The sequence below is a fragment of the Bacillus hominis genome (assembly GCF_018332515.1).
GTDB lineage: Bacteria > Bacillota > Bacilli > Bacillales > Bacillaceae_G > Bacillus_A > Bacillus_A hominis.
In genome coordinates, this window is the sequence record NZ_BOQD01000080.1 from 1 (window position 1) to 14,655 (window position 14,655).

Here is a 14,655-nt window from a genome sequence, read left to right on the forward strand (position 1 = left end):
AGATCCTTTCTTTCTATTAACGATTATCGATCGTTTCTGGATATAAATCGTGATTCATCATGCGGTAATCTGCCATTTGCTCATACTTAGTTCCTGGGCGGCCGTAGTTACAGTAAGGATCGATTGAAATACCACCACGTGGTGTAAATTTCCCCCATACCTCAATATAGCGTGGATCCATTAATTTAATTAAATCATTCATAATAACGTTCATGCAATCTTCGTGGAAGTCACCATGATTTCGGAAGCTAAATAAATATAGCTTTAAAGATTTACTCTCTACCATTCTTTGTTCTGGAATGTAGCTAATATAAATTGTTGCAAAATCTGGTTGTCCTGTTTTCGGACATAAGCTTGTAAATTCAGGACAGTTGAATTTTACAAAGTAATCACGGTTTGGATGGTTATTATCAAATACCTCTAAAATTCCCGGGCTATATTCAAATAAATATTTTGTATTTTGATTTCCTAGTAATGTTACATCTTTTAAATCTTCGTCTAATCTTCCTGCCATTTTAAACATCCCTTCTTGTTATACTCCTCGTTTATTTCCCCATACTAACGCATGGAGCTGAGGCAATACTTTCGCATCATTCATTTCTTTACAATTCACAGCTTTTTCAATAAGCCATTCATATTTTTCTAATAAGTTTTTTATAAGCACCGCATCATCCACTGTTTTCGTATCATCATTCCCTACTTGTAAGAAAAATGGTACATTCGGATAACGCTCATGCATCTTAACTGCATATTCAAAATCTTGATCATCGAATACTACTACTTTTAAACTAAAATCTTTCCCTGCTAGTTTATGAATAACAGAATCTAACATTTGAAAATCTGTTTTCATCGTTGAACTTGGTGGTTTTGGAGAAATCGTTACCTCATCAATTTGAAGCAACCAATCTTGCCATTTACTTCCTTGTGTTTCTATCGCTGTTCGCATTCCATTCTCCTTTAATATAGAAAGAAGAAATTGCATATTTTTCAGCAAAACAGGATTTCCACCTGAAATCGTAACATGAGAAAAGTTTTCTCCACCAATTTCTACAAGATCATTCCAAATATCTTCCGGTGTCATTTGCTTAATTTGATCTTTGGCCGATCCATCCCATGTAAAAGCAGAATCACACCAAGCACAGCTATAATCACAGCCCGCTGTACGGATAAACATTGTCTTTTGGCCTACAACCATTCCTTCTCCTTGAATGGTCGGACCAAATATTTCTAAGACGGGGATTTTACTCATCGAGCATCCACTCCCGTCTTACTTCCGCATAACTAGTCGGTGTCTCAAAAAGACGAACAAATTCAACACGAGCTCCCTTGTATTCGTTCTCACGATTATCTTTCGTTAATGCTTCTGCCATCTTTTCATAAATCCAAACGACCATATTTTCAGCAGTCGTATTCATTTCTGGCAATGTTTCGTTTAAATAACGATGATCTAAATAAACTTCTATTTCATTTTTCCAAATCTCTTTTATATCTCCAAAGTCAATTGCAAGGCCTATTTCATTTACATATCCGCTAATTCCAAATACGACTTTATATGTGTGTCCATGTAAATTTTTACATTTCCCTTCATAGCAGTGTAAATGGTGCGCTGCATCAAATGTAAATTCCTTGCTGACCATTACTCTTTTATTATGATATTTGAGTTGTTCACGCTGAATATCCTTGTCCATTTTTTGTAAATTTTCTACGATGCGAAATCCAAAAAAGTTATCCATTAGTTGCTCGCTCCTTCGCGTTCTTGTAGATACGTATCTAATCCTGCTTTACGAAGTTGACATGCTGGACATTCACCGCAACCATCACCAATGATTCCGTTATAACATGTTAATGTTTTTTCTCTAACAAACTCAAATGCTCCAAGTTCATCAGATAATTTCCATGTCTCTGCTTTATCAATCCACATAAGTGGTGTATGAATAACAAACGGATAATCCATAGATAAATTTAATGTAACGTTTAATGATTTCACAAACACGTCACGACAATCTGGATAACCGCTGAAATCAGTTTCGCATACACCCGTTACAATATGACGTGCTCCAACTTGTTTTGCTAATACAGCCGCAAATGATAAAAATAGTAAATTCCGTCCATCTACAAATGTTGATGGCAATTCACCTTCTTCATGTGTAATCTCCATATCCGTTCTCGTTAACGCATTTGGAGCAAGTTGATTTAATAAGCTCATATCTAGTACCGTATGTTTAATTCCTAACTCTTTCGCGATTTCCGCTGCACAATCAATTTCTAACTTATGACGTTGATTGTAATTAAACGTTACAGCTTCCACTTCTGCAAACTGTTGTATTGCCCAAAATAAACATGTTGTACTGTCTTGTCCACCACTAAAAACAACAACTGCTTTTTCTTTTTTCATTTCACTCATTCTCCTTCTCTACTACGAATAAGAAGAAAGAACGTTCTTGAACTGTCACAATAAAAAAACAAAACAATACCTAAGGATATTGTTGTTTCCATAGTTTTTTATAGAGGGAGTTCGCGAACCTCTCCCATGCAGTGCACGGAATTTCTTCTTTCATTAACAAAGATTATTGTAACATATTGTATACTACCAGAAAAAATTTCTGATTTTTTCCGCTATTTCACATTTCATTTCTTTCATTTTATAGTATGATTAATTTAATGTGAGAAGAGAGGAGGCATCCAACTGAAACTCTTTATTATTTATCTCTTTTTAAATATATTATCCATCCTTGTTACAATGCTTGTATATCATTTATTTTGGAATCAAAAAGGGAAACGCTCTCCAAAATTAAATTCAGCTATATTTATTGTATTATGTTGCCTCGCTACCATACTATGTATCACTTTCGCAGCAAAAACAAATTATGGATTTCAATTTGATATGCGTCATATCGTATTAATTGTTGGTACATTAACGGGAGGTCCTATTGCCGGTGCTTCCATCTTAGCTGTATTAAACATATACCGCTTCTTATTAGGAGGAATAGGTGTTTTCCCATCCTTTATCGCTTCGGTTCTACTATTCATTGTTCTACTATTAACATACAAACTGTTTAACCGAAGTTCTAATCGTATAAAAATAGCACTCGCTATCTTTTACAGTCTCATATTCGGATTTAGCTGGATACCATTTTTCCTTTCAGAGGTTACAAATACGGCAGATTATATACCACATATTATCGTGTACGAACTATGTACGATGCTTGGTACAATCCTTATTTTATATTTGCTACACATATTACAAACGCAAGTTCGTCTCCAAAATGAACTTATAAATGCTGAAAAATTTCATTTAATCGGTGAAATGGCAGCTTCTATCTCTCATGAAATTCGCAATCCTTTAACTTCAACGAAAGGATTTTTGCAACTTTTACAGTCAGATACATGTTCTGAGGAGGAACGAAAATTATATATCGACATAGCCATTAATGGTGTCGAACAAGCAAATCATGTTCTTACAGACTACTTAACTTTTGCAAAACCGAGTATTGAAAAAGAACAACAATTACAAGTAGAGGAAGAATTACTTCATGCGTTATCTTTAATTACACCTCTCGCCAATTTAACAAATGTTCGTATACATTACATAAAACAAAGTACATCTTTCTTTATAGCTGGTGAAAAGCAAAAGCTGAACCAATGCTTATTAAATATTTTTAAAAACTGTATTGAGGCTATGCCTAACGGTGGTGACCTTATTCTTACATTAGTTCCAGACCATAAACATATACAATTATATATAAAAGATACAGGTATTGGTATGGATCAAGAACAAGTAAAACGCCTCGGGTCACCTTTCTACTCGACGAAAGAAAAAGGGACCGGACTCGGGATGATGGTCGTCTTCAGTGTTATTCAAGCAATGAATGGAAAGGTTGATATTATTAGTGAAAAAGGAACAGGTACAACATTTTTATTAACTTTCCCAATCATACAAAAAACGTGATGAAATTCATCACGTTTTTTCTGTTCCTTCAACTAATTCTGCAAAAGCTTTCACCTTTCCATGTGGCTTTTGATTTTCTTTCCGAGCTTTCCAAGCGCGCTCTTCTTCTCTCTTTTTCTTTGACATACTCTGTTCAACTCCTTCTAACTCTTTCACCAAGTATTATTCCAAAGTAAGACAGGAAACTATGCATAGTTTTTTCTACCCTTTTTGATTATTTACCATACATTCACCGGCTTTTGAAGTGAGCTGCGCACAAAAAAAGAAGCAGGAAGATCCCCCGCCCCTCTCATCTTACCTTTGTAGTATTGCATGTTTCGCCTCTTTTAACTGCGTAAGATGTCTTTGCTCATGCAAATCAAGAAATTGAACCCATTGATATAAATTCAAATCATTAAAAATAGGATGTTTTAATCCATTTTCAAATAATTCTTTCTCATCTATCACACTATGAAGCGCATGGAATAGTTCTTGTCGTGAATGTTCTAGTAATTGAATTCCTTGTTGTTTTTTCATTAAAGTTTCTGTTGGTTGCATTTGCTGAGGAGCTTCTCGTTTATATGTGCGATCAAGCGTAAGTTGGAGGTCTTTAAATGGAGTCAGTTTTCTTTCTTTTTTTTGTAAAGCATATACAAGGGCAGATGTAACAGATTGTTCCACTAAATGCAAGTGATGTAAAATTTGAATAATACTCCATTTATCACGGCGTGGCTTTACATTCACTTCTGTGTCATTTAACATTTCAATTTCTGATAATAGCGTGCTTCGAGTAGACTGTAATGAGTTCACCAAACTTTCTAAACTCACATCCATATTAGATTGGAGCATATTTCTTTCCCCCTTTTTGTTGGTGAAAAGAGGTGTTCTTTATTCGAAACACCCCTTTAATAATTCTGAATTTTCTTTTATTATCTCATCATTTTCCCATTATGTCGATGTTAAACATGTGAAAAAAAGCGCATGTTTTTTACAATTTTGTGTCGTCAATCGCATGTAACCATGCTTCAATTTCTGTAATAACACTTTTCACACAGCCTTCAGCAAATGGTGATGTTAAATTTGCCACTTCTACTAATTCTAAGAACGATTTACTTCCACCTTGTTGACACAGGTTCACATAATCTTCCCACGCCTCTTGTCTATTATCTCTTGCACGTTTCCAAAATTGTAGTGCACAAATTTGAGCAAGCGTGTAATCAATATAATAGAAAGGTGAGCTATAAATATGCCCTTGACGTTGCCAGAAACCACCACGCTCTAAATAATCATTATCTTCATAATCACGATGCGGTAAATATTTCTTCTCTATGTTACGCCATGCTGTCTTACGCTCTTCGGGTGATGCTTCAGGATTTTCATATACATAATGTTGATATTCATCAACAGATACACCATAAGGTAAAAACAGAAGGGCTGAACTTAAGTGAGAGAAGTAATATTTATCTGCATCCTCTTCAAAGAATAGCTTCATCCATGGCCATGTAAAGAATTCCATACTCATAGAGTGGATTTCACACGCTTCATATGTTGGCCAATTATATTCTGGAATTTCAAATTTACGACTTTCATATACTTGGAAAGCATGGCCCGCTTCATGTGTTAATACGTCAATATCACCAGATGTTCCGTTGAAGTTCGAGAAAATAAATGGCGCTTTGTAATTCTCAATATATGTACAATATCCACCGCCAGCTTTTCCTTTTTTCGCAACTAAATCTAATAAATCATTATCTAGCATGAAATTAAAAAATTCATCTGTTTCAGCTGATAATTCTTTATACATCGTTTTCCCGTGATTAATAATCCAATCGGCATCGCCTTTTGGAGTTGGATTACCTGTAGCAAACTCAAAGTTTTCATCATAATAAGCGAGCTTTTCTACACCAATACGTGCTTTTTGTCTATTTCTTAACTCGGTTGCAACCGGAACGATATAATCTAATACTTGCTGACGATAGTTCGCTACCATTTCAGCATTATAATCTGTACGATACATTCTTGCATATCCTAATTCAACAAAGTTTTTAAAACCAAGTATTTTTGCGATTTTCGTTCTCACTTTAACAAGCTCATCATAAATACGATCTAATTCTTCCTCATTTTTAGCTAAAAATCCGTAGTATGCTTCACTTGCTGCTTTACGTTCGCTTCTTTCTTTTCCTTGCATAAACGGAATAAGTTGCGATAACGTTCTTTCTTCTCCTGCAAAGTCAATTTTTGCAGATGCTAATAACTGTGTATATTGTGAAGACAGTTTATTCTCTAATTGTAAATCTTTCACTACTTCATCTGAATATGTTTTTAAATCACATTCAGCTAGAGCAAATAATTGCTTTCCATAATACGCTTCTAATTCTTCACGGAATGGAGAATTAATTAACGCCTTATAATATTTTGTTCCATAACCTTGTACAACTGGAGAGTATTCATCAAAAAAATCTTGCTCTTCCTTGTAAAAAGCATCTGTCGTATCAACAGAATGGCGAATGTAACAAAGGTTCCCCATTGTACCAAAATCATTACGAATTTCATTAATTGAATTAATTACTTGTTTTTGTTCTTCAACCGTTTTTGCCTTATCGAACTTTTCTAAAGCAACAGTAAACTTCTCTTTTAATTCTTCAATATTTGGCCGTTTATATTCATAGTCTTTAAATGACATGAACTAGCCTCCTCTCCATCATATGCATCATTACTATAATTCAATGCTTACTTACAAATCTCCTCTTATTCTTCAGCAAAATGCGGTAGATGATGTCATGAATACATGCACACCAAAAAGCCTTGGATTTCTTTATCCAAAGCTCCTTTGGAACATAGCATCATTTTTCATACTTTCCAATTTTTTTCAATAGATCAAGTAATTCATCCTTCTCATCCTTCGTTAACATTTCAAAAGACTGATGTATAACTTGCTCATGACCTGGAAAAATAGAAGCAATAAAGCTCTCTCCAGACTCCGTTAATTGCGCATAAATAACACGCCTGTCATTTGGACATGGAATTCGTTTTACAAGCCCTTTTTTCTCTAGCTTATCTACAACGTATGTAATGCTGCCACTAGCTATTAAAATACGCTCACCAATTTGCTGAAGTGGTTGACCTCCTTTATGATATAGTAATTCTAATACAGCAAACTCAGTTGGATTTAATCCGTTACTTTGTATGGATTTATTTGTAGTATCCATAACAGAACGATGTACACGGGATAATGCAATAAATACTTTTAAAGATTGAGAAATGTCTTCTCGTTCATTATTTGATGTCATACCATTTCAACCCTTCACTTAAATTCTCCACAACAAAAGAAAAGCAACTTCGCACTTCATTGAAATTTCCGAATGAGCACTCACTCATCCCTTTTCTTTTCCCTAATGTAATACGAATAATTCTTGAATAAAAACATGACAATTTTAACATAGTTTATATATAATGATAATAAAAAAGAAGGAGTACCAAATTTGAAAGTCAAATTAAAAAGCATAGTTTTTTACATACTGCTTGTTATACTGCCAACGATAGGGATTGGCGCTACTTTTTATTCGTATCACACTTATCAAATGAAACAAGAAAACAAATTGTCTGCTCACACCGTTCTCTTTTTATATAGAGACTATTTAGACCATCACCTTGGTGAAGCTATTTCCGCCTTAGAAATGCTCGCGAAAGTAGTAGGGACCGAGACAGGGAACATCAATGGGATTAAACAGATTGTACACGATACAGATGGAAATGATGTACGTTTTTCTGGTCTATATTATGCTACGACAGATGGGATAATTACAATCGCATCCCAAGGTGAATCAACGCATGTTGATGTCTCTGACCGCCAGTACATTCAAGATACATTACAATCTAAGAAAACAACTGTATCATCAGTTATTACAGATCGCGTTCTTGGACATCAAGCTATTATGATTGCCTCTCCAATATTTAATAGACAAAAGGAACTCTCAGGCTTATTATTAGCAAGTTTACGCTTTGACTACATTTCAGCCTCTTTAAATGCTATTAAACCACAATATCATTTCGAAGTGACTGATAAACATGGTGTAATTTTTCTAACCGATGATAATAACAAAACAAGTAATGGGCATTCTAATATGCTTACTACCCCACTCCAAAAATTAAATTGGAAAGTCTCTGTTTCTCCGTTACCTATTCATCAACAAACTTTATACCAGTTAGTTGCAATAGAGTGTATAGCTACTTTATTTTTAATGTCTATTTTATTTTTACTTGCTCAATATATGTTATTAAAACGTCAAACAAAACTAGAAAGACAACAAAATGAACTGCAAAAAATTGAATTGGTTGGAACTTTTGCAGCTAGTACAGCCCATGAAATACGTAATCCTCTTACTGGAATTAAAGGACTCGTTGCTCTGTTAAAAGAGAAATATAAAGATGAACAGGATCAGTTCTACTTTTCCGTAATCGAACAAGAAATAGAACGGATTAATGAAATTGTAAGCGAATTTCTTATTCTTGGAAAGCCAACTGCCATCATTGAACAAACATATGATGTAAGAAAGATTCTTAATGAGGTAGCATTAATTATCCAATCTGAGGCGAATCTACATAACATTGTATTTCATTTACATTTGCCAGACCACCCTGTTCATATACGTTTCTCAAAAGACCATATGAAACAAGTGGTTTTAAACATTACAAAAAATGCAATTGAAGCTATGGCTTCTGGTGGTACATTAACCATTGTAGTAACAAACAACGAAAAATACGCACAATTGCAAATTATTGATACTGGAAAAGGGATTCCAAAACATATTCAAAAACACCTCTTTCATCCGTTCTTTACTAATAAAGATACTGGAACAGGTCTTGGGCTTGTCATATGTAAACGAATTGTAGAGATGTACAACGGGCATATATTTATTGATAGTAAAGAAAACAAAGGAACGACAGTTCATATAGAGATTCCATTACACATAGTATAATTATCCTTATCCTAAAAGGGTAATTATACTTATTTCATAAAACCAGCCACAAACATTCTCCAAAAATTACTCGATTTCCCTTCATACCCAATTTGAAAAATAGGAACCTTTATAATTGAAAACCATTTCGGTGTTTGTTTTTCTTTATAACGCTGATACTGTAATATAAGCTTGTCCAATTCTTGACTAACTTGAATTGTCTCCATACTATTTAACCCACTTGTTAATCCTAAATGAATCATTTCTTCACGTTTCATATGAATATCATGCGAAAGCTTTTCTAATGTGTACTTCCTTTTTACAGTAAACATCCATATCCCCCTTATTTTTCTTCCATGCTCTCAACGTCTCTTCTACTTTAGCCCTTTAAACACTTAATCCTATTTGAATTTGAAGAATCAGAAAATTTAACATTTTCCCCCTGTAATTTACAAATCTTTACCCTCACTTTGAGAATTATTACAAATTATTCTATCTTTGTAAATACATTCACAATAATAGACATTTTTTTCATCTTCTTTTTTGTAAATACTCAGTAAACAGTGGGTTCTTCATTTTTAATGTACTTTTCTTCGACATTTTTTGTTTAATTTATATAAAAACGCAAAACATAATGATGATTGATAAAGTGAAACTTTAATCAGTGGGGGTTTTGTTCATCCCCCACTGATTATTAGCCCTCACCAATCGAGCGTTTACGGGCAGTGGATTTCCCACCTAACTTCTTCGCTCCAGCCGAATTTTTGAGGTGGGAGTCTTACTGCCCGCAAATAGCGGGATAAAATAGAAAGGAAATATTTATATGCGCAAATATACTATTACATTTCTCGTCTTCACCCTGTTCATACCCTTCTTACTATTTCCTATTCAAGCAAATGCTCATACGAATAAAGTCGCTATTGTCATTGATGATTTCGGCAATAATATGAAAGGCACAGATAAGATGTTATCACTTCCTATTCCACTCACTGTTGCTGTTATGCCATTTCTTCCTTCTACTAAGCAAGATGCAATAGCTGCCCATAAAAAAGGGCATGAAGTTATTATACATATGCCAATGGAACCAATTAGAGGGAAAAAAGAGTGGCTTGGACCAAAAGCGATTACAACAGATTTAAGCGATGAAGAAATAAACAACCGACTCGAACAAGCAATTCAAGAAATACCTCATGCAATAGGGATGAACAATCATATGGGATCAAAAGTAACCGCTGATGAAAGGATTGTACGTCTTATACTTTCTGCCTGTAAAAAACACGGTTTATTTTATTTAGATAGTAAAACAAACCCTAATAGTGTTGTCCCAAAAATCGGTAAAGAATTAGGCGTGCCTATTATTGAAAACCAATTATTTTTTGATGATGTATATACGGTAAGTCACATTTCAAAACAAGCACAATTACTCATTAAAAAAATCCAAGACAAACCCATTATGGTAGCTATCGGACATGTTGGGCCTCCAGGTGAAATTACATCACGTGTTATAGAAACTTCTATTCCTAAAATTCGTGAGCATGCAGACTTTATTTTTTTATCTGATTTAGTATTGTCTCCACCTTCTGTTTCAAAATAAGATTCATTTCTCGCACTAAAAAAGGTACCTATCTACATATAGCAGATAGGTACCTTTCCTTTTCAACTTAAATATAATCTACATGACTCACCCTGAATCCCTTTTTCTCTATCTTTTCAATTAACTGCTTTAATTTTTTTTCATTTAACTCATCCGATATATTTACGATAACACGGCGAATATATTGATCACCGTTATCGAGCGTAAACAGTCCACCGATATTATATGCTTTTAATAATGTCCCAAGCTCTTTAATTGTTCCCTTACAATCTTGTGTTGCAATTGTTAATATATAACCACCCGTCCGCATACCAAACGAATCCTCAATAACATCAAATACATTAGAATGTGTTAAAATGCCGACAAATTCATTATACTCATTTAAAACCGCTAAAAACGGGAGACGACGAATAACGTAAAAAGCTCTAAAAAAAGAATCCTTTTCAAAAATAAGCGCATATGGATCTTCCTGCATATCTTTCGTAATTACATGTTCTAATCCGCTATTACACTTCTTTTCTAAAAGATCTACTTTATAAATAATCCCTGTGAATTTCTTCTCATCTTCTGCTAATACAGGGATTGCTCGAAATCCCTTTTCATTCATAATTTGCAACGCCTGTTCACCAGAATCATTCGTTTTGCAAAAGGTCACCTGCTGTTTCGGCAGAAAATGATATTTAACTCGCAAAATATGTTCCTCCTTACATGTCAACATGTAATCTATATATAATAAGGAGACCTATATTTTATGAGTAAAATTATTTTTAAAACGCTTTCATTTCTTTATGGAATGGTAACACTGTGAATACATTTTTATATAACAGAGCTCTTTGCCCCTTTTATCATTAAAAGCTTTACGTGATAGTTCATTAAATATTCTATACCTTCCAACCATTTTTTCGCTTCTTCTGGCGTTTTCCCCCACACGATCATTCCGTAATTATGAACAAGAACTACTCCTCCGCCTTCAATAAAATTTGGCACATTACTTTCTAATAAATCAGCGAATTTCTTTTCATCTTCCACAATCGGAATTGTCATTTCTGTAATACCTTCTTTTCCAAAAACACGTTCCACGCTGCGCTTTTCGAATGTTACTTCTCCTTCTTTCCCATATAACTCAGACATTAAATGACTATCTACAGTCTGTACTTGTAAAATACATTCTGCACTGCTTTTTTTATAAATATCTGCATGCATAAATGACTCTGAAGCTGGCTTCCCTTCATTTTCAAATACCGGCTCACACATGCAATTTACAACGATAAAATCTTCTTCCGAAAATAACCCTTTATCTCTTCCCTCTACATTCACTAAAAATGTTAATGGTTCTTTTGACGTGCACATCGATAAACTAATTTTTGTACCATAAAACCAATCGCGAAGTGCCAATTCTGCTTTTACATCTTTTAATTCATTCCATTTCTTCAGAAAAAATAACATTTCGTCACCCCCGGCGTAATATTAATATAATTTTCAAATCCTTTTTATGTAAAAGGATTATTTTTTGATTATTCTAAAAATTTAATTGAATTATCACATGAGAATGCCTTTTTGTCAATATGGTTTCATCACTCCTCGTAAAAATAAGTAACTCACATATACACACTCCCGTCTATTTCTTACATAATTTTGTACATATAAAAAATACGTTATCCTTCCTATTAAAGAATAACGTATTTTCCTCATTTATTATTTAGTTATTGCATTATATAAAAACTGTGCATATTGTTCACGTGTTACGAAATCCTCGCCTAAAAAGTTTCCTTTCCCATCACCTTTTGATATATTATTATCCGCTAAAGCTTTCACATATCCTTCTGCCCAATGACCAGTTGGTACATCTTTAAAGTTCACTTGAGTATTTCCATCTTCTTTTAACTGAAATACTTTGTGTAATACTACAGACATTTCGTATCGAGTTAACACGCCATCCGGACGAAACTTCCCAGTACCATCTCCTTGCATAATTCCCACTTGTGCAACTGTATCAATATCTTTTTCAAACATATGCCCTTTCGTGTCTGTAAACAGCTCTTTCTGATTTGCTTTATTTTCTAGTTTCAAATACCTTTGTACTAAAGACGCAACTTGTCCACGTGTAATATTATCACCAAATCCAAATTGCCCATTTCCATATCCTTTGAAAATATTTTCTTTCGCTAAATAATTAATTGCTGCTTCTGACCAATGTCCTTTCGGCACATCTTTAAATTCTATTACTGCTTCTATTTCCTCGTCTTCTTTAGAAGTATTATCCTCTTTACTTTCTATCACATTTTGAATAACAGATCCTGTGAAGAAGATTCCTGTATCCGCAAATGGATCTTTCACTCCAAATTCATATACCTTTTCACCTGTAGTACTCCATTTCACTACATCGTTATTATACGTACCACCTTCACTCTTCAAACGAATTTTTGTAGAGATTTCACCGTCTTTTTCATATATAGGTACTTTCACTTCTTTATTTACTTCTGTGTCCGCTAAAAAGACTTTTTGATTTTGAACATTAATGTAAGCTGTCTTACTTAACTCCACGACTGGTCTAACATCGCGAATTTCATTTGCAACAAAACTTAGAAATACTAAATTTTTCAAATTGCTAACTGGTGTTAAGTCTGAAATATAATTTGCTTCTAAATCAAGTTTTTGTAAGTTTACTAGACTTGATAATGGAGTAATATCCTTTAACTCATTGTTAGGTAAGTTTAAAACTTTCAACTGTGTCATCTTACTTAGAGGAGTAACATCTTTTATTTCATTTTTCCCAATCCATAATTCTTGTAATTGATTCAATTGATCAATGCCTGATAAATCTTTAACCTTATTACGCGTTAATACTAAATCTTTTAACGGTAACGTATAAAGTGGTGTAATATCTTCAATTTGATTTCCTGCTAAAGATAAGTATGTTACATTTTTCAACTTACTTAACGGAGCAACGTTTGAAATTTTATTGTTTGCCACATTCAAGTAATCTAATTGTTCCATTTTCGCTAATGGTGCTACATCCTCAATTTGATTTCCTGCTAAAAATAAACTTGTTACATTTTTCATTTCCGTTAGTGGTGCAACGTCCGTAATTTTATTATTACTCAAATCAAGAGATTCTAAATTATCCATCTTAACAAGCGGTGTTACATCTACAATTTCATTAGCGCGTAAAGCCAAATGTTTCAATTGCTTTAAGTTCGTAAAGAACGACGGATCTTTTATTTTCGCATTAGCAACTGTTAAGGACTCTAAATTCGGCATATATTTTAATCCACTATAATCGAGAATCTCATTCGTATTTAAAAACAAGTCTTTCACTTGTAATAACTCTTCTTTCGTAATTGGTGTATTTAAATCTTTTCTATTAAATACTTTTTTATTAACAAGTTCTCTTAATTTCTTATCTGTTATCATATTTTGACTATCAACTGGAGTATCCGTTTCCGTATTGCCTGAATTAGAGTTATCATCTGGTTTCTCTGTTTCTTTGTCGCCTAAAGTTGGATCTTTAATTTCAAATTGAACTTGATATTTGTGATCATATCCAATAGCCGGAATAAGTATATGCATTTGCATATTATGCTTCTTCTCAAATTCACCAATTTCAAATTGCACTACTTTCGTTCCATTTTTTCTCTTATCTTCTGACAAAACTTTCACATCATGAAATACACCAGGTTGGTTTCTATCTTCTATTCTAAGATATTGAAAATAATCGCTATCTTGTACTGTTGCAGTGACAACTTTTTTCCCATTTTCAATCTTTACTTTAGGATCTTTTATGTATTGAGAAACCATAGATGGCTCGTCCTTTTGATCCTTGTATATTTTAATTTCAGCATCATATACACGATCGCCTACTGTTGTTCCCGCCTTATTTGCTTCAATTGTTACCGCTGCTAATGCTGGAGTAGAATACGCAGCAAACGGAATAGCTAATGTTGTGGCTACTAATAGAGCCCTAATATGACTTTTTTTCAAAATAATATCCCCTTGTCTTATATAATTTTTAATAATTGATAACTTTTATCAATTATCTACAATTAAATGATAATGAATCTCATTATCATTGTCAACGAGAATATTACATTAAAATTATATTTTCGACGATAAAAAATTAAAAAACCCTTTATTCAAAGGGCTTTTTTACCTATCGTATGAAGGATTTCACTTTT

Annotated in this window: 15 protein-coding genes and 1 riboswitch; of the genes, 3 read left to right on the top strand and 12 right to left on the bottom strand. The window is 33.6% G+C overall.

The genetic code is table 11. The annotated features are described in order from the left end of the window. Window positions 1-16: 16 nt before the first annotated feature. From queF to queC, 4 genes are read right to left on the bottom strand one after another with little or no spacing between them, the layout of a single operon-like run. The gene (queF, locus tag KI356_RS09330) at window positions 17-514 is read right to left on the bottom strand and encodes a preQ(1) synthase (RefSeq protein WP_002117354.1); all 498 of its coding nucleotides are present in this window, start codon (window positions 512-514) and stop codon (window positions 17-19) included. An 18-nt stretch (window positions 515-532) separates the two neighbouring features. Continuing rightward, window positions 533-1,249 carry a 7-carboxy-7-deazaguanine synthase QueE gene (gene queE, locus KI356_RS09335; RefSeq protein WP_128282257.1) on the bottom strand — a complete coding sequence of 239 codons (717 nt, stop codon included), beginning with the start codon at window positions 1,247-1,249 and terminating at the stop codon, window positions 533-535. Then, window positions 1,242-1,733: a 6-carboxytetrahydropterin synthase QueD gene (queD, locus tag KI356_RS09340; RefSeq protein ID WP_128282256.1), complete on the bottom strand. Its 492-nt coding sequence runs from the start codon at window positions 1,731-1,733 to the stop codon at window positions 1,242-1,244. The genes queE and queD overlap by 8 nt, the downstream gene beginning before the upstream one ends. Beyond that, window positions 1,733-2,395 carry a 7-cyano-7-deazaguanine synthase QueC gene (queC, locus tag KI356_RS09345; protein WP_002117350.1) on the bottom strand — a complete coding sequence of 221 codons (663 nt, stop codon included), beginning with the start codon at window positions 2,393-2,395 and terminating at the stop codon, window positions 1,733-1,735. The genes queD and queC overlap by 1 nt, the downstream gene beginning before the upstream one ends. A gap of 93 nt (window positions 2,396-2,488) precedes the next feature. Further along, a riboswitch (PreQ1 riboswitch) is annotated at window positions 2,489-2,532 on the bottom strand. Between the two features lie 208 nt (window positions 2,533-2,740). On the opposite strand from queC, the gene KI356_RS09350 reads away from it, so the two are divergent. Then, window positions 2,741-3,949: an ATP-binding protein gene (locus KI356_RS09350; protein WP_212935309.1), complete on the top strand. Its 1,209-nt coding sequence runs from the start codon at window positions 2,741-2,743 to the stop codon at window positions 3,947-3,949. A gap of 9 nt (window positions 3,950-3,958) precedes the next feature. Here KI356_RS09350 and KI356_RS28165 read toward each other — a convergent pair whose 3' ends face one another. The 4 genes from KI356_RS28165 to KI356_RS09365 all read right to left on the bottom strand — a co-directional run bounded on the left by KI356_RS28165 (window position 3,959) and on the right by KI356_RS09365 (window position 7,218). Then, window positions 3,959-4,075, bottom strand: a complete 117-nt coding sequence (locus KI356_RS28165) for a DUF6254 family protein (RefSeq protein ID WP_000038354.1) — start codon at window positions 4,073-4,075, stop codon at window positions 3,959-3,961. Window positions 4,076-4,243: 168 nt separating this feature from the next. After that, the gene (locus tag KI356_RS09355) at window positions 4,244-4,777 is read right to left on the bottom strand and encodes a DinB family protein (protein WP_088057961.1); all 534 of its coding nucleotides are present in this window, start codon (window positions 4,775-4,777) and stop codon (window positions 4,244-4,246) included. Window positions 4,778-4,916: 139 nt separating this feature from the next. Further along, window positions 4,917-6,611, bottom strand: a complete 1,695-nt coding sequence (locus KI356_RS09360) for a M3 family oligoendopeptidase (protein ID WP_128282254.1) — start codon at window positions 6,609-6,611, stop codon at window positions 4,917-4,919. Window positions 6,612-6,771: 160 nt separating this feature from the next. Then, complete coding sequence (locus KI356_RS09365) at window positions 6,772-7,218, bottom strand: MarR family winged helix-turn-helix transcriptional regulator (protein WP_000203343.1); 447 nt, start codon at window positions 7,216-7,218, stop codon at window positions 6,772-6,774. A gap of 192 nt (window positions 7,219-7,410) precedes the next feature. On the opposite strand from KI356_RS09365, the gene KI356_RS09370 reads away from it, so the two are divergent. Continuing rightward, a complete protein-coding gene (locus KI356_RS09370) occupies window positions 7,411-8,907 on the top strand; it encodes a sensor histidine kinase (RefSeq protein WP_212935310.1) in 1,497 nt (498 codons plus the stop codon). Between the two features lie 29 nt (window positions 8,908-8,936). On the opposite strand, the gene KI356_RS09375 is transcribed toward KI356_RS09370, so the two are convergent. Continuing rightward, window positions 8,937-9,218 (bottom strand): aspartyl-phosphate phosphatase Spo0E family protein, encoded by a 282-nt coding sequence (locus tag KI356_RS09375; protein WP_002117343.1) that lies wholly within the window; start codon window positions 9,216-9,218, stop codon window positions 8,937-8,939. A 491-nt stretch (window positions 9,219-9,709) separates the two neighbouring features. Here KI356_RS09375 and KI356_RS09380 point away from each other — a divergent pair, with 491 nt between their 5' ends. After that, window positions 9,710-10,480 carry a divergent polysaccharide deacetylase family protein gene (locus KI356_RS09380; protein ID WP_128282251.1) on the top strand — a complete coding sequence of 257 codons (771 nt, stop codon included), beginning with the start codon at window positions 9,710-9,712 and terminating at the stop codon, window positions 10,478-10,480. 67 nt (window positions 10,481-10,547) lie between these two features. Here the strand turns inward: KI356_RS09380 and cbpA are convergent, their stop codons facing one another. The 3 genes from cbpA to KI356_RS09395 form a co-directional block, all read right to left on the bottom strand. Then, window positions 10,548-11,171, bottom strand: coding sequence for a cyclic di-AMP binding protein CbpA (gene cbpA / locus KI356_RS09385; RefSeq protein ID WP_128282250.1), 624 nt, complete (start codon window positions 11,169-11,171; stop codon window positions 10,548-10,550). 125 nt (window positions 11,172-11,296) lie between these two features. Further along, entirely contained in the window at window positions 11,297-11,926 is a 630-nt protein-coding gene (locus KI356_RS09390; protein ID WP_128282249.1) for a class II aldolase/adducin family protein, read from the bottom strand. A gap of 249 nt (window positions 11,927-12,175) precedes the next feature. Further along, window positions 12,176-14,461 (bottom strand): NEAT domain-containing leucine-rich repeat protein, encoded by a 2,286-nt coding sequence (locus KI356_RS09395; RefSeq protein ID WP_212935311.1) that lies wholly within the window; start codon window positions 14,459-14,461, stop codon window positions 12,176-12,178. Between the last annotated feature and the right edge of the window lie 194 nt (window positions 14,462-14,655).

Bases quoted from the DNA above. Each gene is read 5' to 3' on its own strand.
- queF (WP_002117354.1), bottom strand. From the start codon at position 514: ATGGCAGGAAGATTAGACGAAGATTTAAAAGATGTAACATTACTAGGA.
- queE (WP_128282257.1), bottom strand. From the start codon at position 1,249: ATGAGTAAAATCCCCGTCTTAGAAATATTTGGTCCGACCATTCAAGGA.
- queD (WP_128282256.1), bottom strand. From the start codon at position 1,733: ATGGATAACTTTTTTGGATTTCGCATCGTAGAAAATTTACAAAAAATG.
- queC (WP_002117350.1), bottom strand. From the start codon at position 2,395: ATGAAAAAAGAAAAAGCAGTTGTTGTTTTTAGTGGTGGACAAGACAGT.
- KI356_RS09350 (WP_212935309.1), top strand. From the start codon at position 2,741: ATGCTTGTATATCATTTATTTTGGAATCAAAAAGGGAAACGCTCTCCA.
- KI356_RS28165 (WP_000038354.1), bottom strand. From the start codon at position 4,075: ATGTCAAAGAAAAAGAGAGAAGAAGAGCGCGCTTGGAAAGCTCGGAAA.
- KI356_RS09355 (WP_088057961.1), bottom strand. From the start codon at position 4,777: ATGCTCCAATCTAATATGGATGTGAGTTTAGAAAGTTTGGTGAACTCA.
- KI356_RS09360 (WP_128282254.1), bottom strand. From the start codon at position 6,611: ATGTCATTTAAAGACTATGAATATAAACGGCCAAATATTGAAGAATTA.
- KI356_RS09365 (WP_000203343.1), bottom strand. From the start codon at position 7,218: ATGACATCAAATAATGAACGAGAAGACATTTCTCAATCTTTAAAAGTA.
- KI356_RS09375 (WP_002117343.1), bottom strand. From the start codon at position 9,218: ATGTTTACTGTAAAAAGGAAGTACACATTAGAAAAGCTTTCGCATGAT.
- KI356_RS09380 (WP_128282251.1), top strand. From the start codon at position 9,710: ATGCGCAAATATACTATTACATTTCTCGTCTTCACCCTGTTCATACCC.
- KI356_RS09390 (WP_128282249.1), bottom strand. From the start codon at position 11,926: ATGTTATTTTTTCTGAAGAAATGGAATGAATTAAAAGATGTAAAAGCA.